Annotated in this window: 16 protein-coding genes; 2 read left to right on the top strand and 14 right to left on the bottom strand. The window is 60.3% G+C overall.

The window, feature by feature from the left end; all coding sequences use genetic code 11:
• Positions 1–3: 3 nt before the first annotated feature.
• Genes yacG through pilB form a run of 5 tightly spaced genes read right to left on the bottom strand, consistent with a single transcriptional unit; the run spans position 4 to position 4,612 of the window.
• Positions 4–201 (bottom strand): DNA gyrase inhibitor YacG, encoded by a 198-nt coding sequence (gene yacG / locus JN524_RS20485; RefSeq protein WP_003228296.1) that lies wholly within the window; start codon positions 199–201, stop codon positions 4–6.
• The gene (coaE, locus tag JN524_RS20480; RefSeq protein WP_202370520.1) at positions 198–821 is read right to left on the bottom strand and encodes a dephospho-CoA kinase; all 624 of its coding nucleotides are present in this window, start codon (positions 819–821) and stop codon (positions 198–200) included. Before coaE ends, yacG begins: the two co-directional genes overlap by 4 nt.
• Positions 818–1,690 (bottom strand): prepilin peptidase, encoded by an 873-nt coding sequence (locus JN524_RS20475; RefSeq protein WP_096795219.1) that lies wholly within the window; start codon positions 1,688–1,690, stop codon positions 818–820. The genes coaE and JN524_RS20475 overlap by 4 nt, the downstream gene beginning before the upstream one ends.
• 1 nt (position 1,691) lies before the next feature.
• Complete coding sequence (locus tag JN524_RS20470) at positions 1,692–2,909, bottom strand: type II secretion system F family protein (RefSeq protein WP_098965663.1); 1,218 nt, start codon at positions 2,907–2,909, stop codon at positions 1,692–1,694.
• 2 nt (positions 2,910–2,911) lie between these two features.
• Positions 2,912–4,612: a type IV-A pilus assembly ATPase PilB gene (gene pilB / locus JN524_RS20465; RefSeq protein WP_097089222.1), complete on the bottom strand. Its 1,701-nt coding sequence runs from the start codon at positions 4,610–4,612 to the stop codon at positions 2,912–2,914.
• 228 nt (positions 4,613–4,840) lie between these two features.
• Here pilB and JN524_RS20460 point away from each other — a divergent pair, with 228 nt between their 5' ends.
• Positions 4,841–5,281: a pilin gene (locus tag JN524_RS20460; protein WP_098965660.1), complete on the top strand. Its 441-nt coding sequence runs from the start codon at positions 4,841–4,843 to the stop codon at positions 5,279–5,281.
• A 299-nt stretch (positions 5,282–5,580) separates the two neighbouring features.
• The gene (locus tag JN524_RS20455) at positions 5,581–5,937 is read left to right on the top strand and encodes a BON domain-containing protein (RefSeq protein WP_025108814.1); all 357 of its coding nucleotides are present in this window, start codon (positions 5,581–5,583) and stop codon (positions 5,935–5,937) included.
• A 265-nt stretch (positions 5,938–6,202) separates the two neighbouring features.
• Here the strand turns inward: JN524_RS20455 and JN524_RS20450 are convergent, their stop codons facing one another.
• The 9 genes from JN524_RS20450 to panB form a co-directional block, all read right to left on the bottom strand.
• Positions 6,203–6,499 carry a DUF2845 domain-containing protein gene (locus tag JN524_RS20450; protein ID WP_027614107.1) on the bottom strand — a complete coding sequence of 99 codons (297 nt, stop codon included), beginning with the start codon at positions 6,497–6,499 and terminating at the stop codon, positions 6,203–6,205.
• Positions 6,499–9,447, bottom strand: coding sequence for a DUF748 domain-containing protein (locus JN524_RS20445; protein WP_202370519.1), 2,949 nt, complete (start codon positions 9,445–9,447; stop codon positions 6,499–6,501). The genes JN524_RS20450 and JN524_RS20445 overlap by 1 nt, the downstream gene beginning before the upstream one ends.
• A 219-nt stretch (positions 9,448–9,666) precedes the next feature.
• Positions 9,667–10,683: a class I SAM-dependent rRNA methyltransferase gene (locus tag JN524_RS20440; protein ID WP_202370518.1), complete on the bottom strand. Its 1,017-nt coding sequence runs from the start codon at positions 10,681–10,683 to the stop codon at positions 9,667–9,669.
• A 184-nt stretch (positions 10,684–10,867) separates the two neighbouring features.
• The gene (locus JN524_RS20435; RefSeq protein ID WP_202370517.1) at positions 10,868–11,740 is read right to left on the bottom strand and encodes an oxygenase MpaB family protein; all 873 of its coding nucleotides are present in this window, start codon (positions 11,738–11,740) and stop codon (positions 10,868–10,870) included.
• Between the two features lie 51 nt (positions 11,741–11,791).
• On the bottom strand, positions 11,792–13,729 hold the full coding sequence (acs, locus tag JN524_RS20430) for an acetate--CoA ligase (RefSeq protein WP_202370516.1): 1,938 nt from the start codon (positions 13,727–13,729) through the stop codon (positions 11,792–11,794).
• Positions 13,730–13,942: 213 nt separating this feature from the next.
• The gene (gene pgi, locus JN524_RS20425) at positions 13,943–15,607 is read right to left on the bottom strand and encodes a glucose-6-phosphate isomerase (protein ID WP_027614102.1); all 1,665 of its coding nucleotides are present in this window, start codon (positions 15,605–15,607) and stop codon (positions 13,943–13,945) included.
• A gap of 230 nt (positions 15,608–15,837) precedes the next feature.
• Positions 15,838–16,218: an aspartate 1-decarboxylase gene (gene panD / locus JN524_RS20420; protein ID WP_007963888.1), complete on the bottom strand. Its 381-nt coding sequence runs from the start codon at positions 16,216–16,218 to the stop codon at positions 15,838–15,840.
• Between the two features lie 199 nt (positions 16,219–16,417).
• Positions 16,418–17,278, bottom strand: a complete 861-nt coding sequence (gene panC, locus JN524_RS20415) for a pantoate--beta-alanine ligase (protein WP_202370515.1) — start codon at positions 17,276–17,278, stop codon at positions 16,418–16,420.
• On the bottom strand, positions 17,275–18,075 hold the full coding sequence (gene panB, locus JN524_RS20410; RefSeq protein WP_202370514.1) for a 3-methyl-2-oxobutanoate hydroxymethyltransferase: 801 nt from the start codon (positions 18,073–18,075) through the stop codon (positions 17,275–17,277). The genes panC and panB overlap by 4 nt, the downstream gene beginning before the upstream one ends.
• Between the last annotated feature and the right edge of the window lie 388 nt (positions 18,076–18,463).

The following is an 18,463-nucleotide window of genomic DNA, read 5'->3' as shown; positions in this document are numbered from 1 at the left end:
CGATCAGTGACGCGGGTCGAAATCGCCGGAGAACATTTCGTCTTCGGCATCCGGGGCGACCGGAATCTTGTGCTCTTCGGACGCCCAGGCGCCGAGGTCGATCAGCTTGCAGCGATCGGAGCAGAACGGGCGGAATTTGTTCTCGGGGGTAAATTCCACGGGGGCGCCGCAGGTTGGGCATTCGACGGTTGTAGGGCTCATGACTGGCCTCCGGATAAAGTCAGGTAAAAGTGATGCAGGCGCTCGACTTCGCTGTGCAACCAGGCGAGGTCGCGGTCGTTGACCACCACATCATCGGCACGGCTCACGCGGTCTTCACGGCTGGACTGGGCCTTGAGGATCGCCTGGACCTGCTGTTCGCTGGTCTGGTCACGCTGCAAGGTGCGTTCGATCTGCAGTTGTTGCGGGGCATCGATCACCAGAATTCTTTGAGTCATCGCGTACTGCCCGGATTCGATCAGCAACGGTGAAACCAGAATCGCGTAAGGCGATGTTGCCAGCGCCAGATGGTGAGCGATTTCCTCGGCGATCAACGGATGCAGCAGGGCTTCGAGCCAGCGGCGTTCTTCAGGCACTTCAAAGATCAACTTGCGCAGGGCCGCACGGTCCAGCGTGCCATCGGCTTGCAGGACACCGGAACCGAAGTGTTCAGCAATCTTCGCCAGTGCCGGACGCCCCGGCTCGACCACCCAGCGCGCTGCGTGATCGGCGTCGACCACATGGATCCCGAGATCGATGAAGTGCTGGGCCGCGGCGCTTTTGCCGCTGCCGATGCCGCCGGTCAGGCCGAGAATCCAGGGTTTTTCCACAGGGGTATTCATTTCAAACCGACAAACTGCCAATAGAAGTCGGTTATTTGACCACCCCAGAGCAAGGCAATCCAGCCGGCAATTGCCAGATACGGGCCGAAGGGCATCGGCGTCGAGGTTTTCTGCTCACGCAGACGCAGTAGAACCACCCCGACAATCGCCCCCACCAGCGATGACAGCAGGATCGTCAGCGGCAGAATCTGCCAGCCGCCCCAGGCCCCGAGCAGCGCCAGCAGCTTGAAATCGCCGTGGCCGATGCCGTCCTTGCCGGTCAGCAGCTTGAACAGCCAGAACACCGACCACAGCGCCATGTAACCGGCCACCGCACCCCACAACGCCGCGTGCAGCGAGACGAACAGCCCGAAACTGTTGACGATCAGCCCCAGCCACAACAACGGCAACACCAGCACATCGGGCAGCAGTTGATGTTCGGTGTCGATCAGGCTCATCGCCAGCAGCCCCCAGGTAAGGACGATCAACAGGCCCGCCGGCCAGCCGAAACCCAAATGCCAGGCAACGAATGCCGAAAGCAGGCCGCAGGCCAGTTCGGTCAGGGGATAACGTTTGCTGATGGGCGCGGCACACGCCGAACAGCGTCCGCGCAGCACCAGGTAACTGAGCAGCGGAATGTTTTCCCAAGCCCGAATCCGGTGGCCGCAGTGTGGGCACTGAGAGTGCGGCAGCATCAGGTTGTAGGTCGGCAGTGGTGTTTCGCTCGGCAGGCCGAGGACATCCTGCGCCTGCTGGCGCCAATCGCGCTCGAGCATTTTCGGCAGGCGCCAGACCAGTACGTTGAGGAAACTGCCGACCACCAGACCCAACAGCAGGGCGGTGCACACAAAGGCCAGCGGATACAGACTGAAGAGTTCGTCGATAGGCATGTCAGATCGCTGAGCCAAGCTGGAAGATCGGCAGGTACATGGCCACGACCAGCCCGCCGACGATGACCCCGAGCACCACCATGACGAACGGCTCCATCAGGCTGGTGAGGTTGTCGACCATGTTATCCACTTCCTCTTCATAAAAACCGGCGACCTTGTCGAGCATGTCATCCAGCGCGCCCGATTCCTCACCGATGGCGGTCATCTGCACCGCCATGTTCGGGAAGACTCCGGTGCTGCGCATGGAAAAATTCAGCTGCATGCCGGTGGCGACGTCCTGACGGATGCGCAGCACCGCGCGTTTGAACACCACGTTACCGGTGGCACCCGCCACCGAATCCAGTGCCTCCACCAGCGGTACGCCAGCGGCAAAGGTAGTCGACAGGGTGCGGGCGAATCGCGCCACCGCCGATTTGTACATCAGCGTGCCCACCAGCGGCAGCTTCAGCAGCCAGGTGTCTTTGCGGTCGCGCAAGGCCTGGGACTTCTTCAGCGCATGGCGGATGCCGAACACCGCCGCGATCAGCGCACCAAGCACCGCCCACCACCATTGCTGCAGGAACTCCGAGATACTGATTACCATCAGGGTGAAGGCCGGCAATTCGGCGCCGAAGCCGGAAAATACCGACTGAAACTGCGGCACCACTTTTACCAGCAGAATCCCGGTAACGACCATTGCCACCAGCACCACGGCGCTGGGGTAGGTCAGGGCTTTCTTGATCTTGGCCTTGAGCGCTTCGCTTTTTTCCTTATAGGTCGCGACCCGCTCAAGCAACGTATCGAGGGCGCCGGATTGCTCGCCGGCATCCACCAGGTTGCAATACAGCTCATCGAAATACTGCGGTTTCTTGCGCAGTGCGGCGGCGAAGCTGTTGCCGGCGGCCACTTCCTGCTTCACCTCGTCTACCAGTTTGCGCATCGCCGGGTTGTCGAAGCCTTCGCCAATGATGTCGAACGACTGCAGCAGCGGTACGCCGGCTTTCATCATGGTTGCCATCTGCCGGGTGAACAGGGCGATGTCCTGGGCCTTGATGCGTTTGCCGAGGCTGAGCAGGGAGGTGGATTTCTTGCGTACCTTGCCCGGATTGATTCCTTGCTTGCGCAGTTGGGCCTTGATCAGCGCGGGGTTCTGCCCGCTCAACTCGCCCGTGACTTTGCTGCCTTTGCGATCCGTGCCTTCCCAGGCGTAGATGCTGATTTTCGCTGCCTTGACCGCCATGTTCAGTCCTTGGTGACCCGGTTGATTTCTTCCAGGCTGGTGATGCCTTGCATGGCCTTGTGCAGGCCGGAGGTGCGCAGATCGTCGAAGCCGTCGCGACGCATCTGGCTGTCGATTTCCAGCGAATTGCCTTCGGCCATGATCAGCCGTTGCAGGTCAGGGGTGTTTTTCACCACTTCGTAAATCCCCACGCGTCCCTTGTAGCCGCCGTTGCAGAGGTCGCAACCGACCGGCTCATAGATCGTGAAACTGCCGATCTGTTCCGGCGGGAAACCTTCCTTGATCAGTGTTTCGCGGGGGATCTCGATCGGTTTCTTGCAGTGGCTGCACAGCTTGCGCGCCAGGCGCTGGGCGATGATCAGGCTGACCGAGGTGGCGATGTTGAACCCGGGAATGCCCATGTTGTGCAGACGGGTCAGGGTTTCGGCGGCGCTGTTGGTGTGCAGCGTGGACAGCACCAGGTGGCCGGTCTGCGCGGCCTTGATCGCGATTTCGGCGGTTTCCAGGTCGCGGATTTCCCCGACCATGATCACGTCCGGATCCTGCCGCAGAAACGAACGCAGGGCCTGAGCAAAATCCAGCCCCTGTTTCGGATTGACGTTGACCTGGTTGATGCCTTCCATGTTGATTTCCACCGGGTCTTCGGCGGTGGAAATGTTGATGTCGACGGTGTTGAGAATATTCAGGCCGGTGTACAGCGATACGGTTTTCCCCGAACCCGTTGGCCCGGTTACCAGAATCATCCCTTGGGGCTGCTTGAGCGCGGCCATGTACAGTTCTTTCTGCGCCGGTTCGTAACCCAATGCATCGATGCCGATCTGCGCGCTGGACGGATCGAGGATCCGGATCACCACTTTTTCGCCCCATAGGGTCGGCAAAGTGTTGACCCGGAAGTCGATGGACTTGGTCTTCGACAGGCGCATCTTGATCCGCCCGTCCTGGGGTTTGCGCCGTTCCGAGATGTCGAGGCTAGCCATGACTTTCAGGCGTGCGGCGATTCGCCCGGCCAACTGGATCGGCGGTTTGGCCACCTCGCGCAGGATGCCATCGGTGCGCACCCGCACCCGGAAGGTCTTTTCGTAAGGTTCGAAGTGCAGGTCAGAGGAGCCACTCTTGATCGCGTCGAGCAGCATCTTGTGCACGAAACGCACGACCGGCGCGTCATCGGCGTCGAGTCCGCCGATGGCGTCCTGGCGGCTGTCGTCGACGGACTCGACATCCACGCCGTCGAGATCGACGTCGGCCATTTCTTCGAGGCCGCTGGCGTGGGTGTCGAAGAATTTCTCGATGGCCTCGGTGAGCTTGTCGTCCTCCACCAGAATGGCTTCGGTGCTCAGCCCGGTGCTGAACTGAATGTCATTGATCGCCTGATGATTGCTCGGGTCGGAAATGCCCACGAACAGCTTGTTGCCACGGCGCCACAAGGGCAGGGCGTGATGCTGGCGCACCAGTTTTTCACTGACCAGGCCTTTGGGCTGGGTTTCCTTGTCCAGGCAATTGAGGTCCATGAAGGCCATACCGAAATGCTCGGAAGCGATCTCGGCCACCTGTGAGCTCTTCACCAGTTTGTTCTGCACCAGGTAGCTGACCAGCGACAGCCGATTGCGCTGCGCCTGTTGCCAGGCCTGCTGGGCGCTTTTTTCCGTAAGCAGTTCGGCCTGCACCAATTGCTTGGCCAGACCGCTCAGAGCGATGTCATTCATGGGGATTCCGGATGCTGACAGTTCATGACTTATAGCCTAGTCAAGTGACAGCGCCAAACACGCCCGGTACAGGTGACAAAAAGTGTCAGATAGTGCGGTTACGGGTTGTAGGAAAGCGCGACACGGCACCTTTATGCTGAGCGTGCGGGGTCTGCAAGCGGTTGGCACGGCCTATGCTGAGCCCTTTGCAGATCATGAGATTCCGACTCATGCATGGAGAGCCTGTCTATGAACAACCAAAAAGGTTTCACTCTGATCGAGCTGCTGATCGTGGTGGCGATCATCGGGATTCTGGCGACGATTGCCCTGCCGCAATACACCAAGTATCAGGCACGCTCGAAAGTCACTGCCGGACTGGCGGAAATCAGCGCGCTAAAAGTGCCTTTCGAGGACACCATTAATCAAGGTACGGACCCGACGCTGACGCTGGTGGCAGGTAGCGCGTCGTTTACTACCACCAATTGCGGCACCGTGACCGCGTCCGGCACGGCGTCGACTGGCGCGGGGACCATCGTCTGCACCTTGGCCAACGCCCCGGCTCCAGTGCTGGGCAAAACCATCACGCTGACTCGTTCTTCGGGGACCGGCTCGGCGGCGGGTGTCTGGAGCTGCGCTTCGACGGTGAACGCCGACTACGCGCCTAAGGGTTGCCCTGGCAGCGGTGCCTGATTGACTCGACAAGCGTCACCGGATGCCCCGCTTTGCGGGGCATTTTTTTGTCTTTTGACGCTGGAAAAAAGCTTCAAGAATTTCAGCGTGTTAGGAACTTTCCGAAAAGCCGCAACTTGCATGTCGATAATGCACTTGTCATGCAAATTGCATGATTCCGAAAATTTGCTTAATTCGTAAATCATTGATTTAAAAGGATTTATTGTCTTTCGAAAAGTTGGCACAGCCTTCGCAATATACCCAGTAACCCTGCTGACAAGACAACCAGCAGACTTTCCAGAAAAACAGGAGTTACTCGTATGAAGAAGTTCGCTATCACTGCCGCTGCTGCTACCGCGCTGACCCTGACCATGGCTTCCGGTGCTTTCGCACAATCCACCCAGGCTACTCAGGCTCCAATGACTCTGGCTGCTGGTGAAATGACCAAGGCTAAAGAAGCTACTTCCGATACCTGGATCACTACCAAAGTCAAAAGCGACCTGGTAACCGAAAAAGGCATCCCAGGTACCGATATCAAAGTTGAAACCAACAAAGGCGTTGTATCCCTGTCCTCCACTGTTGCAGTGACCGAGGCTCAGAAAACCACCGCCGTGGCTATCGCCAAGAAAATCAAAGGCGTCAAAGCGGTCTCCGCTGACGGCCTGAAAGCCGAGTAAGGCATGACTTCTCGCCTGGACCGGGAGAAGGCGCGACAGACGGGCCGAGCAATACGTCTGCCGCAACTTTAGAGTTCATGCGAACGGTCACACGGACGTGACCATTACGGGCCCCGGCACTTGTGTCGGGGCCTGTTCTATTTCAGGGGCACCACAAAACAATTGTAGGAGTGAGCCTGCTCGCGATAGCGGTGTGTCAGATTGAGAAATCTGCTGACTGACACACCGCTATCGCGAGCAGGCTCACTCCTACAGGGGGGGTGAATTAATTACCGCGCTTGCTGTTGATCTGCCGCAGGCGATTGCCTTCAAAGCGCAGGTACTGGTACATGCCGTTGCTCGGGCCGTAGGTCCATTCCTCGACCTGAAATTCTTCGCGGCGGTTGGCGCTGCGCTTGTAGCCGAGGACATCGCGGCTGACCGGTTCGCCACACTTCTGCAGCACTTCGCTGGCGCGGTCGCCGAGACTGACCAACTGGCTGCCACAACGCAGCGTGTCAGAGGCCAGAGCCGGGCTGGCGGCGAGCACCAGCATCAGCGCAAGCAGCCACTTGTGGTTCATCATTCGGCGTCCAGGTGCATTTGCGTCACCACTCGGCCATCGCTCTCGGCTTCGCCCAGATTGGCATCGATGAAGTACACCCGATCATCGGCCAGTTGACCTTTGTCGACCAGATAGTCCTTGATGCTGCTGGCGCGTTCCTGACCCAACTGCCGCAGCAGCACATCGCTGGAACTCCAGAACTTGATCACACCATCACGCATTTTCGCCGTGCGTTCTTCTTTGCCCAGATCCTTCCATTCGGCCGGTGGCTGAGTTTTCAGACGGGTGCGGTAGATGCCTTCGAGCAGCGGGCCTTTCTCGCTCTCCGGCACTTGCAGCAGGGACGCTTGCGCCGGCACCTTGTCGCCACGGCGCTGGAGCATCTTGTAGTAGGTGTACTGGTATTCGCGCTCCAGACGCTGCTCGGCAATCAACGGGCCGTCGCTGCTCTGTGCGGCAGTGCCTTCGATTTCCAGACGCAGGGCCGGACGTTCCTTGAGGGCCTTGGACAGTTTATCCAGCGCCGACGCGGCATCCTTGCTCAGGTCGCTCGAACCCGGGGCAAAGGACACGGTACCGAGGTCTTCGGAGCCGCCACCGTTGATCAGCCCGCCAATCATCTTGAACGGTGCGGCGGCGGCCTTGACGATCAGGTTGCGCAGGGTCTGCCAGACAATCGGCATCACGCTGAACTGCGGGTTGTTGAGGTCGCCGGTCACTGGTAGTTCGATGGAGATCTTGCCGTCTACGTCCTTGAGCAGGGCAATCGCCAGTTTCAGCGGCAGGCTCACGGCATCCGGGCTGTCGACTTTTTCACCGAGTTGCAGTTGCTCGACCACCACTTTGTTTTCAGCCTTCAACTGGCCCTTGGTGATCAGGTAGTGCAGGTCGAGGTTGAGCCGGCCCTTGCGGATGCGGTAACCGGCGAACTTGCCGGAATACGGGGTCAGGGTAGTCAGCTCGACGCGTTTGAAACTGGTGGCGATGTCGAGGCTGGCCATCGGGTCGAACGGATTGACCGCGCCTTTGATGGTCACCGGGGCATAGCGGTCGACCTTGCCCTTGATGTCGACGCTGGCCGGTTTCGCCTGACGACTGTCGATGGTGCCGATCTGGCCGTTGAGCTGTTGGACCGCCGTAGCGAAATTCGGCGTCAGGCTGAAGTCGGCGAAGTTGGCCGAGCCGTCGTTGATCGCAATCGCGCCGATGTGAATGCCCAGTGGTTTGTCTTTACTGGCCGGTTTCGCCGCTGCGGTTTTCGCACCATTGTCAGCGGGCTGCGGGATCAGCAGGTCGTCGATGTTGGTGGTGCGGTCGTCGTTGATCATGAACCGCGCGTACGGCTGGAACAGGTTGACCTTGTCGATCGACAGGCTGTCACCGTGTTGATAGTTGATGCCTTCAACCACCACTTGCTGCCACTTGAGGAAGTCGCGGGTTTTCAGGGTGTCGAGGGTGTGCAGTTGATCGATCTGCGCGCGCCCGGTCACGCCGAGTGCGAGCGGTTCGGTGCTCTTGAGGTTGACCTTGAGGTCGCTACCAAGCATGCCGCTGCGCAGTTCCAGGCGAATGAACGGATTGATGTAGGACTGTGCAACGCGCAGGTCGATGTCCTGGGTTTTCACATTGAGCTGGGCGGTGACCGGCGCGAGGTTGACCACGCCATCGGCGTTGATCTTGCCTTGTTTGCCCAAGCCGCTGTCGAGCCTGACCTTGAAGGGCGAACCGTTGAGGCTGTCGAAATCCTGCAGATCAATGTTCAGCGGCGTCACATCCAGCGCCACCGGCGGGTTGGCCGAACGGTCGGCGAGATGCACGGTGTAGTTGCGTAGCTGGACGTCTTTGAGCAGCACTTGCCAGGGCTTGCTCGGCGCGGCCGGCGCTTTCGGCGAGTCGGCGGCGGCCGGAGTGGTCTTGGGTTCGGCGGCGGCCTTGGCGGCAGGTTTCGATGGCTGGCTGGCGAACAGTTTCTGCCAGTCGAGCTGGCCGTCGGCTTCGAGCGCAGCCCAGGTTTCCAGTTTGTTGCTGCGGATCTTGCCGACCACTACTTGCTGTTTGGTCAGGTCGACCGAGGTTTCGCTGACGTCGAGGCGTTCAAGTTTCGCCAATGGGCGTCCGTCCGGCGCCTTGATCGCGAATGGCGCAATGCTCACCGCGACGTTGTTCAACAGCAGTTCGGTTTCTTTCGACAGATTCAGTTTGTACTCGGTGCTGAGATTCAGCACGCCGTCTTCGAGTACCAGCGGCAGCGCGTCACGCACGTAAGGCCAGAAGGATTTCATCTTGCCGTCGGTGACTTTCAAGGTGCCTTCGGAGGTGAACGGGATCAGGCTGAAGTTGCCTTTCCAGTCGATCTGCCCACCGGCCGGGCCGGCGGCGACCAGGGTCATGTCGGCGTTATCGTCGGGGAGGGTGCTGAGGTTTTTCAGCTCGAAGTCGAGTTTGTCGTAGATGAACTCGATCGGTTCACTCGGCCGGGCGTCCTGGAAATGTACGTTGCCACCGGCCAGCTGGATGCGATCGATGCGCAGCGGGAACGGCTTGGCATTCGGATCGGCCGGGGTCGGTTCGCTGGCGGGAATCTTGAACAGGCCCAGCAGATTGAGCTGGCCGTCCTTGGCGAAGAGGATTTCGGTCTTGGGCTTGTCCAGCTCGATATCGGCCAAGTGCAGCGCCTTGGTCCACAGGCTGTCGAGTTGCAGGTTGGCATACAGCCGCTCGAAGCCGACCTGCTCCTTGCCCGGCTCACCGACGACCAAGCCCCACAGGGTGACTTCCAGGCTGAACGGATTGAGTTCGATGCGCTGGATATGCGCCGGCACCGTGGCGTAGTTCGCCAGTTGCTGGTTGGCGATACGCAGGGCGATGCCCGGCAAAATCAGAAACCCCAGCAGGCTGTAGAGGGCCAGAGCAGTCAACAAGGCGCCAATCGCGCGAATCAATCCTTTGGGCATGTGCGGCGTCATCTCTGAATCGGAGTGCCTTGGAGTATGGCACGCGATTCTGGTTCCGAAGTGCATCTTGGGTTGCAGGATTGTTCAGATTGTTCTGTAGGACCAAGACACTGTGGGAGCGAGCTTGCTCGCGAAAGCGGCGGATCAGTCGAGAAATATGCTGACTGACGCGCCGCCTTCGCGAGCAAGCTCGCTCCCACATTGGATGGTTGCCAGTCCCGCAGGGGGGGGTTACAACTGCAGGATCAGGGTTTTCAGCGGTGGCTGCTGATCCAGCGACGGGAAGTCCGCGCCCGGGGTCATCACGCTCCATTCGCGCACCGGTCGCCCGGCCTTCTCTGCACAACGCAGGACCTGTTCGCGCCAGTCGTCCATGCTGACTTTTGCCAGGTTGTTGCAGCAGATCAGCACGCCGTTGTCAGCGGTGGTCAGCAGCGCCGGCTTGAGCAGGCTCTGATAGTCGCGCAGCAGGTCGACGGTGCCGAAGGCGCTCTTGGCCCAAGCGGGCGGGTCGAGCAGCACCAGATCGTATTGACGCTGGTCGAGGCGCTGATAGCTCGGCAGTTTCTGCCCGCGCCGCTGGCTGATCGGCAGGCCGGCGAGCTGACGGATCGCCGGGAAATAATCGGACTGGATAAATTGCATCTCGGGCAATTGCGGGTTGAGCAGACCGTTTTCCCGGCCGACCGCCAGATTGCCCTCGGCGAAATCCAGATTGCACACCTCGCGCGCACCACCGGCAGCGGCACTCAGGCCGACGCCACAGGTGTAGGCAAACAGGTTGAGCACGCTTTTGCCCTTGGCGTGATCCTTGACCCAGCCGCGGGTGTTGCGCAGGTCGAGAAACAGCAGCGGATCCTGCCCGGCATGCCGCCCGCGCACGCGATAGTTCAGGCCCCATTCGTGACCGACCAGATCCGCCAGCGCGGCGGCGTCAGCTTTGTAGACGCTGTCTTCGCGGTCGATGCGCGAGTTGCCCCGGGAGCGGTCGTTGTAGACCAGCAGGGTGTCAAAGCCCAGGGTTTGATTGATCATGGCGTGCAGTTGCAGCAGGTCGTCACGCTCCAGGGTCTGGTGAAAACTTTGCACCAGCAATTGCGGACCGTAGCGGTCGACGGTCAGGCCACCGGCGCCTTCCTGACTGCCATGAAACAGCCGATAGCAATCAGTGCCCTGGCTGTGCAGCTCAGCGAGCAGATTCTGGCGTTTATCGAGGGCGGCGCGCAGCGCCTGATTCAAGGAAGACATGCGTGCGCCTTGCTGGTGAGAATTGAGGCGCGGGAGTTTAGCAGTTACCGAAGCCCTGAGACATTGCGCAGATCTGTGGCGAGGGAGCTTGCTCCCGCTCGAGTGCGAAGCGCTCGCAACATTCCGAGGGTCGCTGCGCAACCCAGCGGGAGCAAGCTCCCTCGCCACAGGTTCTGTGTATAAATCAGGTGAGCAGTCCCATTCGGCGTTTGGCCCGTTGCACCGAACCGTTGCGCATCGCCCAGCGCAGCATCGGCGCACTGCGCTTGACGCTGGCGCGGATCAGCTGGCGTTGCAGCGGATTCTGCCGTATGCCGAACATGGCGCTTGCCCAGTCCGGCAGCAGGTCGATGCCGGCCTTCATCATCAGATCGCCAAACGGGCGGGCCAGCACGCTCGGAGCCGGGGCGTCGAGCAGCAGGCGCAGGACTTCGCGGCTGCGGTCATCACAGAGCAGTTGCGGGCGCATGCATTGCAGATAGTCAGCCACGGCCTGCCGCGATTTCGGCACATGCCGCGCACCCAGGCGCTCGGCGACCACGGCGATTTCCGCGTAGTAACGATCCTGATCCGCCGCCGACAATTGCGGGTTGCGGTAACGCAAATGCGCCGCAAGAAAGTGACTGACCTCGGCCACATGCACCCACGTCAGCAGGTCCGGATCGCTGGCCGCATACGGCCGGCCATCCGGCGCAGTGCCGACCACTTGCAGGTGAATGGTGCGCACCTTGTCGATCAGCCATTCGGCGTCGCGGCGTGAGCCGAACGTGGTGCCGGAGACAAACTGACTGGTGCGGCGCAGACGTCCGAGCATGTCCTGACGAAAGTTCGAATGATCCCAGACCCCGGCCAGCGCCAGCGGATGCAGGGCTTGCAGCAACAACGCGCTGATGCCGCCGATCAGCATGCTGCTGAAATCTCCGTGGACTTGCCAACTGACCGAGTCCGGCCCGAACAGCCCGGGATCGCCCTTGGGATTTTCCAGGTCAAGCTGACCGAGCGACAGCCCGGTCAGGCTCATGAGTTGCTGTTCGATACGGCTGCGGATGAATTCCATGACAACTCATTGCGGGTGGACGGGCGCGGCCGGTTGACCGCGCCGCAGACGTTACTGATTCAGGCGTTTGTCGATCAAGCCTTGTACTACGCTCGGATCGGCCAGGGTCGAAGTGTCGCCGAGGCTATCGAGTTCGTTGCAGGCAATCTTGCGCAAGATGCGGCGCATGATCTTGCCTGAACGGGTTTTCGGCAAGGCCGGCGCCCACTGGATCAGGTCCGGTTTGGCGAAACTGCCGATTTCCTTGCTGACGTGGGCGAGCAATTCTTTCTTCAGCTCATCGCTCGGTTCGACGCCGTTCATGGGCGTGACGAAGGCGTAGATGCCCTGGCCTTTGACGTCGTGCGGGTAACCGACCACGGCCGCCTCGGCGATGCTGTCGTGCAGCACCAGCGCGCTTTCCACTTCGGCGGTGCCGATGCGGTGGCCGGAGACGTTGATCACGTCATCGATGCGCCCGGTAATCCAGTAATCGCCGTCCTCGTCGCGGCGTGCGCCGTCACCGGTGAAGTAATAGCCGGGGTAGGGTTTGAAATAGGTGTCGACCATTCTTTGCGGATCGCCGTAGACGCTGCGGATTTGCGCCGGCCAACTCGACTTGATCGCCAACACGCCGCTGCCGGCGCCTTTGATTTCCTTGCCGTGCTCGTCGAGCAGTACCGGTTGCACACCGAACATCGGCTGCGTGGCGCAACCCGGCTTGATTCGTTGCGCACTGACCAGCGGGCTGAGCATGATGCCGCCGGTTTCGGTCTGCCACCAGGTATCGACGATGGGGCAGCGCTGTTCGCCGACCACATTGAAATACCATTCCCACGCTTCCGGGTTGATTGGCTCACCGACACTGCCGAGTAATCTGAGGCTTTGGCGCGACGTTTCCTGCAGCGGCCCGGCACCTTCACGCATCAACGCGCGCAGAGCCGTCGGCGCGGTGTAGAAGATGTTGACGTGGTGTTTGTCGATCACCTGCCAGAAGCGCGAAGTGCTCGGATAACTCGGCACGCCTTCGAAGATCAGCGTGGTCGCGCCGTTGGCCAGCGGGCCATAGACGATGTAACTGTGGCCGGTGACCCAGCCGACGTCGGCGGTGCACCAGAACACCTCGCCCTCGCGGTAATCGAGCACGTATTTGAAGGTCATCGCCGCTTGCAGCAGGTAGCCGCCAGTGGTGTGCAGCACGCCCTTGGGTTTGCCGGTGCTGCCGGAGGTGTAAAGGATGAACAGCGGATCCTCGGCATCCATTGGCTCCGGCGGGCAGTCATCGCTGACGTCACGCACGGCCTGGTGATACCAGAGGTCGCGGCCCTCGACCCAATCGACCTTGCCCTGAGTGCGTTCGACGACGATGACGGTGCTGACATTCGGGCAACTTTGCAGCGCCTTGTCGACGTTCTGCTTGAGCGGCACGAAGTTGCCGCCGCGTACGCCCTCATCGGCGGTGATCACCGTGCGGCAGTCGGCGTCGAGGATGCGGTCACGCAAGGAGTCCGGGGAAAAACCACCGAACACCACCGAGTGAATCGCGCCGATCCGCGCGCAGGCGAGCATGGCGTAGGCCGCCTCGGGGATCATCGGCATGTAGATGCACACCCGATCACCTTTTTTCACCCCACGGCTTTTCAGCACATTGGCCAGGCGGCAGACGTGATGGTGAAGTTTTTTGTAGGTGATCTGCGCTGATTCGGCCGGGTCGTCGCCTTCCCAGAGGATCGCGGTCTGCTCGCCGCGCTGGGCGAGGTGACGGTCGATGCAGTTGTAACTGACGTTCAGTTGGCCGCCGGCAAACCAGGACGCTTCACCGGTTTTCAGGTCGTAGCGCTGGACGGTCTGCCACGGTGTGCTCCAGTCGAGGAAGCGGGTGGCCTGTTCGGCCCAGAAGGCGCTGGGGTGTTCAATGGATTCGCGGTACAGACGCTTATAGTCGTCCTGACTCAACTGCGCAGCCCGGCGGACGGCATCGGCTTTGGGGAACGTGCTGATATCGAACATGACGGTTCCTTATTCTTGTTGTGCGAAGAATAAAGATGCGCCGAGCAGCCGACAGGTTCAAGCCAGATTCGGAATCTGATTTTGAATGGACCTTAAACAACTGTGGGAGGGGGCTTGCTCCCGAATGCGGTGTTTCAGTCAACATTTCTGCTGAATGACACACCGCATTCGGGAGCAAGCCCCCTCCCACAGGGATAAGGCGGCGCTTTCAAATCACCCGCGGTGACGACCGCGGAAGTAGTTGATCAGGCCCTGGGTGGAGGCATCGTCAGCAACGGTTTCATCGCTGCCGACCAGACGGTTGTAAACGCCTTTGCCCAATTCCTTGCCCAGTTCCACGCCCCACTGGTCGAAGGCGTTGATGCCCCAGACCACGCTCTGCACGAACACTTTGTGCTCATACATGGCGACCAGCGCGCCGAGACGACGCGGGCTGATGCGCTCGACCACGATGGTGTTGCTCGGACGGTTGCCCGGGATTACCTTGTGCGGTGCGAGTTTGTGCACCTGCTCTTCGCTCATGCCTTTTTCGCGCAGTTCGGCTTCCGCTTCCGGCAGGGTCTTGCCGAGCATCAGCGCCTGGCTCTGCGACAGGCAGTTGGCGTACAGCCACTGATGGTGATCGGAGACCGGGTTGAAGCTGACGATCGGCACGATGAAATCGGCCGGGATCAGTTGGGTGCCCTGATGCAGCAACTGGTGATAGGCATGCTGACCGTTGCAGCCGACGCCACCCCAGATCACCGGGCCGGTATCGGTCGACACCGAGGTGCCGTCCTGACGCACGCTCTTGCCGTTGGACTCCATGTCCAGCTGTTGCAAGTGCTTGGTGATGTTACGCAGGTAGTGGTCGTACGGCAGGATCGCGTGGCTTTGCGCACCCCAGAAGTTGCCGTACCAGACGCCGAGCAGGGCCAGTAGCACCGGCATGTTCTGTTCGAACGGTGCGCTCTGGAAATGCTGGTCCATGGTGTAGGCACCGGACAGCAGTTCCTTGAAGTTGGACATGCCGATGGCCAGGGCAATCGGCAGACCGATGGCCGACCACAGCGAGTAACGACCGCCTACCCAGTCCCACATCGGGAAGATGTTTTCTTCACGGATGCCGAATGCAACGGCCGCAGCGTTGTTGCTCGATACCGCGATGAAGTGGCGATACAGCTCGGCTTCCGAACCACCCTGAGCCAGATACCAGGCGCGGGCGGCCTGAGCGTTCTTCAGGGTTTCGAGGGTGTTGAAGGATTTCGACGAAACGATGAACAGTGTGGTTTCGGCGCGCAACTTTTGCGTCAGTTCGTGGAACTCACTGCCGTCGATGTTCGCCAGGTAGTGGCAACGCACGCCTTTCTGCGCGTAGGACAACAGCGCTTCGGAGACCAGCTCCGGGCCGAGGAACGAGCCACCGATGCCGATGTTGACCACGTCAGTGATCGGCTTCTCGGTGTAACCACGCCACAGGCCGTCGTGGATGCGGCCGACCAGATCCGTGATCTGGTTCAGCACCTTGTGCACTTCCGGCATCACGTTGACACCGTTGACCGACAGCTTGTCGCCCACCGGGCGGCGCAGGGCGGTGTGCAGTGCCGGGCGGCCTTCGGAGGCGTTGACGATTTCGCCGTCGAACAGCGCTTTGATCGCGCCTTTCAGATCGACTTCATTGGCCAGACCCACCAGCAGGTTGCGGGTCTCGGCGTTGATCAGGTTCTTCGAATAATCGAGAAACAGTCCGCAGCTGCTGAGCGTGAATTGATTGAAGCGCTGCGGATCGGCGTTGAAGGCTTCGCGCATGCTGAAATCCTGCATGGCTTGGCGGTGATCTTTCAACGCTTGCCAGGCAGGCAGAGCGGTAACGTCATGAGGAGTGCGGTAGTACGCCATCGCTGCGGTTTTCCTTTTTACTTGAACGGCCTTTTGAACACAGAACAGACCGATACGCCATGTTTGGGCGAGGGTCAAATGCGTCGACACGATTTTTCAACGCAGGGCGAATACAGTAAACCTCGCGCTGCGATCTGTCTTGACTTCTTCTGACCTGTTCCCTGTACTTTTTTAACATCAATACCGGGAACTGGCCGACCAACGGAAGGGGAGTGGCGCGTCGAAGCGGCTCAGGCCACCTGAACCGGAATGGCGTTGCTGGTGTGGCTGAGCTCGTTGCCTGGGGCCATGTACAGCATGCGCGGTTTGAAATTGACCAGTTCCGCTTCGCTGTAATGGGCGTAGGCGCAAATGATCACGCGGTCGCCGACCTTGGCTTTATGCGCGGCTGCGCCATTGACCGAAATCATCCGCGAACCTTCTTCGCCACGAATCGCGTAGGTGGTGAAGCGCTCGCCATTGTCGACGTTATAGATCTGGATCTGCTCGTACTCACGGATGCCGGACAAGTCCAGCCACTCGCCATCAATGGCGCAGGAACCTTCGTAATCGAGTACCGCATGAGTGACTTCGGCGCGGTGCAGCTTGGCCTTGAGCATGATGGCGTGCATGAGGGATTTCCCGGGTTGGAAGCAAACGGCGGGCAGTGTGCCCGAAGGCTTTGGGGGCGGCAATATGGTCTGTGTGGACACCAGAAACCAATGTGGGAGCGGGCTTGCTCGCGAATGCGGTGTGTCAGTCAACCTATCTGCTGAATGATGCACCGCATTCGCGAGCAAGCCCGCTCCCACAGGGGTATTGCGGTGTTTTTTAGACTGGGGTATCGAGGTTCAGGTGCAGGTTGTCGATCAACCGCGTGGTGCCGAGGAACGCCGCCACCAGAATCACCAGATCGCGGTCTTCTGCCGTCGCCGGACGCAAGGTCAGGGCATGACGGATTTCCAGGTAATCCGGACGCAGGCCGGCGGCTTCCAGCTGTTGCACCTGGGCTGCGATCAGCGCCGGAAAATCACGCTCGCCTTGTTTGATCGACTCGGCAATCGCGCTCAGGGTGCGGTAGACCACCGGGGCCACCGCGCGTTGATCTTCGCTGAGGAAGCCATTACGCGACGACAGCGCCAGGCCGTCGGCCGCACGCACGGTGGGTTCGCCGATGATCTGGATTGGCATGTTCAGGTCATGCACCAGCGCGCGGATTACCGCCAGTTGCTGGAAGTCTTTCTGACCGAAGATCGCCAGATCCGGCTGGACCATGTTGAACAGCTTGCTGACCACCGTCGCCACGCCCTCAAAGTGCCCCGGACGGCTAGCGCCGCACAGGCCTTCGGACAGTTGCGGAACGCTGACCCGGGTCTGCCCGGCCATGCCGTCGGGGTACATCTCTTCGACGGTCGGGGCGAACAGCAAATGGCAGCCGGCTTGCAGCAGTTTCTCCTGATCCGCCGCCAGAGTGCGCGGGTACTTGTCGAGGTCTTCGCCGGCGCCGAACTGCAGCGGGTTGACGAAAATGCTCGCGACCACGAAGTCCACGCGCTGGGTGGCTTTGGTGATCAGCGCGACATGGCCGCTGTGCAGGTTGCCCATGGTCGGCACGAAGCCGATGCGCTTGCCTTCACTGCGGGCGCGCGCCACGGCGGCGCGCAATTCGCGTACGGTTTTAACGGTGTTCATGCAGAGAATCCGTGTTCGATGCCAGGGAACGTGACGCCTTTGACTTCATTAACATAAGCCTTCAATGCTGACTGGATGCTGTCTTGGCCGTTCATGAAGTTCTTCACGAATTTCGGCACGCGACCGGTGATCGACAGGCCGAGCATGTCGTGCAGCACCAGTACCTGGCCGTCGGTATCGCTACCGGCGCCGATGCCGATGACCGGAATCTTCACGGCCTGGCTGATTTCCGCAGCCAGTTCGCTCGGCACGCATTCGAGCAGCAGCATGGCTACGCCAGCCTGTTCCAGCGAGATCGCGTCGGCACGCATCTGCCGCGCCTGGTTCTCGTTGCGGCCCTGCACTTTATAGCCGCCAAGAATGTTCACGGCCTGTGGGGTCAGGCCCATGTGCGCGCAGACCGGCACACCGCGTTCGGCCAGCAGGCGGATCGACTCCGCCAGCCACAGCGCGCCTTCGACCTTGATCATGTGCGCGCCGGCCTGCATCAGCGTGGCGCTGTTGGTCAGGGTTTGTTCGATAGTGGCGTTGGCCATGAACGGCAGGTCAGCCAGGATCAGGGCGTCGGTGTTGCCGCGTTTGACGCACGCGGTGTGGTAGGCCATTTCTGCGATGGTCACCGGCAAGGTGCTGTCGTGCCCTTGCAGAACCATGCCGAGGGAGTCGCCCACCAGCAGCACTTCGACACCGGCCTCGTTGCAGGCGTGGGCGAAGGTCGCGTCATAGCAGGTCAGCATGGTGATCTTTTCACCTTTCTGCTTGAGGCTCTGGAGCGTGGTCAGGGTGATGGCTGGCATGTAAAAAATCCTCGTTCAGGCGCTCTGGAAACTACTGCGAGTAACGCGCGTGATTCTTCGTCTACTCAGGCGCACGCTCTTTTGTCGTGCTTATAAGGCCTGGATTGCGCCCGTATGTGCCGGGTTGGCGGCAGCGGGACGCCTATAGTCGTGAGGAGCCAAGCGGAAGTCAATTGCGTGTGTTACCGCATTGTTACGAGGGGAGTGTTACCGGCGTTACTGATGCGATTCAGCGCTGCGGCGGGGCTTGATCGGGGCGTTTTTGTCCGACAAAAATAGCAATGCTGTACGCTCTCTGGTTTAGGAGCTGCCGAAGGCTGCGATCTTTTGATCCTGGTTTTTCAGAAACAAGATCAAGATCAAAAGATCGCAGCCTCCGGCAGCTCCT

This window comes from Pseudomonas sp. MWU318 (assembly GCF_016756945.1).
Classification (GTDB): domain Bacteria; phylum Pseudomonadota; class Gammaproteobacteria; order Pseudomonadales; family Pseudomonadaceae; genus Aquipseudomonas; species Aquipseudomonas putida_A.
The sequence above is the reverse complement of the archived record's forward strand: the minus strand, read 5'-3'. Positions and strand labels throughout refer to the sequence as shown.

What these genes read in the sequence shown, in the direction of transcription:
- yacG (WP_003228296.1), bottom strand. Translation starts at nt 201, where the DNA reads ATGAGCCCTACAACCGTCGAATGCCCAACCTGCGGCGCCCCCGTGGAA.
- JN524_RS20460 (WP_098965660.1), top strand. Translation starts at nt 4,841, where the DNA reads ATGAACAACCAAAAAGGTTTCACTCTGATCGAGCTGCTGATCGTGGTG.
- panB (WP_202370514.1), bottom strand. Translation starts at nt 18,075, where the DNA reads ATGCCAGCCATCACCCTGACCACGCTCCAGAGCCTCAAGCAGAAAGGT.
- acs (WP_202370516.1), bottom strand. Translation starts at nt 13,729, where the DNA reads ATGTTCGATATCAGCACGTTCCCCAAAGCCGATGCCGTCCGCCGGGCT.
- pilB (WP_097089222.1), bottom strand. Translation starts at nt 4,612, where the DNA reads ATGAATGACATCGCTCTGAGCGGTCTGGCCAAGCAATTGGTGCAGGCC.
- JN524_RS20475 (WP_096795219.1), bottom strand. Translation starts at nt 1,690, where the DNA reads ATGCCTATCGACGAACTCTTCAGTCTGTATCCGCTGGCCTTTGTGTGC.
- panC (WP_202370515.1), bottom strand. Translation starts at nt 17,278, where the DNA reads ATGAACACCGTTAAAACCGTACGCGAATTGCGCGCCGCCGTGGCGCGC.
- JN524_RS20440 (WP_202370518.1), bottom strand. Translation starts at nt 10,683, where the DNA reads ATGTCTTCCTTGAATCAGGCGCTGCGCGCCGCCCTCGATAAACGCCAG.
- coaE (WP_202370520.1), bottom strand. Translation starts at nt 821, where the DNA reads ATGAATACCCCTGTGGAAAAACCCTGGATTCTCGGCCTGACCGGCGGC.
- JN524_RS20435 (WP_202370517.1), bottom strand. Translation starts at nt 11,740, where the DNA reads ATGGAATTCATCCGCAGCCGTATCGAACAGCAACTCATGAGCCTGACC.
- pgi (WP_027614102.1), bottom strand. Translation starts at nt 15,607, where the DNA reads ATGGCGTACTACCGCACTCCTCATGACGTTACCGCTCTGCCTGCCTGG.
- JN524_RS20470 (WP_098965663.1), bottom strand. Translation starts at nt 2,909, where the DNA reads ATGGCGGTCAAGGCAGCGAAAATCAGCATCTACGCCTGGGAAGGCACG.
- panD (WP_007963888.1), bottom strand. Translation starts at nt 16,218, where the DNA reads ATGCACGCCATCATGCTCAAGGCCAAGCTGCACCGCGCCGAAGTCACT.
- JN524_RS20455 (WP_025108814.1), top strand. Translation starts at nt 5,581, where the DNA reads ATGAAGAAGTTCGCTATCACTGCCGCTGCTGCTACCGCGCTGACCCTG.
- JN524_RS20450 (WP_027614107.1), bottom strand. Translation starts at nt 6,499, where the DNA reads ATGAACCACAAGTGGCTGCTTGCGCTGATGCTGGTGCTCGCCGCCAGC.
- JN524_RS20445 (WP_202370519.1), bottom strand. Translation starts at nt 9,447, where the DNA reads ATGACGCCGCACATGCCCAAAGGATTGATTCGCGCGATTGGCGCCTTG.